The following is a 1443-nucleotide window of genomic DNA, read 5'->3' as shown; positions in this document are numbered from 1 at the left end:
TTACCGCAGGTCCCCGGGCAGCAGGGCGTCGGGGAGGTTCTGGTAGCAGACCGGGCGCAGGAAGCGGCGGATGGCCAGGGTGCCGACGGAGGTCGCGCCGAAGTTGGTCGAGGCCGGGTACGGCCCGCCGTGCACCATCGCGTCGGCCACCTCGACCCCGGTCGGGAAGCCGTTCACCAAGAGACGCCCCGCCTTGCGCTCCAGCACCGGCATCAGGCGTTGGGCAAGCCCCGTGTCACCCTCGTCCATGTGCAGCGTCGCCGTCAACTGGCCCTCGAAGCCGCGCGCAAGTTGCTCCATCTCGTCCGCGCCCGAGACCCGGACCACGAGGCCGAGCGGGCCGAAAACCTCTTCGCCAAGCGCATGATCCTGCAGGTAATTCTCGGCGTCCGTCTCGTAGAGATTGGGCGCGGCATGCCGCCCCTCGCTGTCCGTCGTCAGCACCGGGCGCACCGGGTTGCGGGTGTCGAAGCGCTGTTTACCGTTCTTATACGCATCGGCGATACCCTCGGTGAGCATGCACTGGGTCGTGACGCCCTTCAGCGCCTCGGCGGCGGCGCTGACAAAGGCGTCGCCGGCCTCTCCCATCTCAACCACGGCAATGCCGGGGTTGGTACAGAACTGCCCGGCGCCCATGGTCAGCGAGGCGGCCCAGCCTTCGCCGATCGCCGCGCCGCGGGCCTTCACGGCCTCGGGCAACAGGAACATAGGGTTGACGCTGCCCAGCTCGCCGAAGAAGGGGATCGGCTCGGGGCGCTGCGCGCAGAGATCGAACAGCGCCCGGCCGCCGCCGAGCGACCCGGTAAAGCCCACCGCCCGGATCAGCGGATGCTGGACCAATGCCTGGCCCACGTCACGCTTGCCGCCCTGGATCAGGGAGAAGGTGCCGGGGTGGACGCCGGTTTTCGCGATGGCCGCCGCGATGGCCTCGGCCACGATCTCGCCGGTGCCGGGGTGGGCGGAATGGCCCTTGACCACCACCGGACAGCCCGCCGCCAGCGCGCTGGCGGTGTCGCCGCCGGCGGTGGAAAAGGCGAGCGGGAAGTTCGAGGCGCCGAAGACCGCGACCGGCCCGATCGGGCGCTGGACCATCTTCAGGTCCGGGCGCGGCAGCGGCTGGCGGTCGGGCAAGGCCGCGTCGTGGCGGCGATCCAGATAGGCGCCGTCGAGGATATGGCTGGCGAAGAGTCTGAGCTGCCCGGTGGTGCGCCCACGCTCGCCCTGCAGTCGGGCCTCGGGCAGGCCCGTCTCCTGCGTGCCAATCTCGGTGATCTGCTCAGCCCGCGCCTCGATCTCGTCGGCGATGGCGTTGAGAAAGGCGGCCCGCTCCTCGCGGCTGGAATAGCCGTAGGACCAGAAGGCCTCTTCGGCGGCCTCGCAGGCCCGGTCGACCAGCGCCGGCGTGCCCACCGAATAATCATGCACCGGGCCATGCGCCGGCTC

1 protein-coding gene is annotated in these 1443 nt (G+C 70.5%); it reads right to left on the bottom strand.

The genetic code is table 11. The annotated features are described in order from the left end of the window. Positions 1 to 1443: aldehyde dehydrogenase (NADP(+)) (locus KZZ07_RS26530; protein ID WP_219519892.1), on the bottom strand; the 1443-nt coding region annotated here is incomplete at its 5' end.

Origin of the sequence: Mameliella sp. CS4 (assembly GCF_019392335.1) — a bacterium.
GTDB lineage: Bacteria > Pseudomonadota > Alphaproteobacteria > Rhodobacterales > Rhodobacteraceae > Antarctobacter.
The sequence above is the reverse complement of the archived record's forward strand: the minus strand, read 5'-3'. Positions and strand labels throughout refer to the sequence as shown.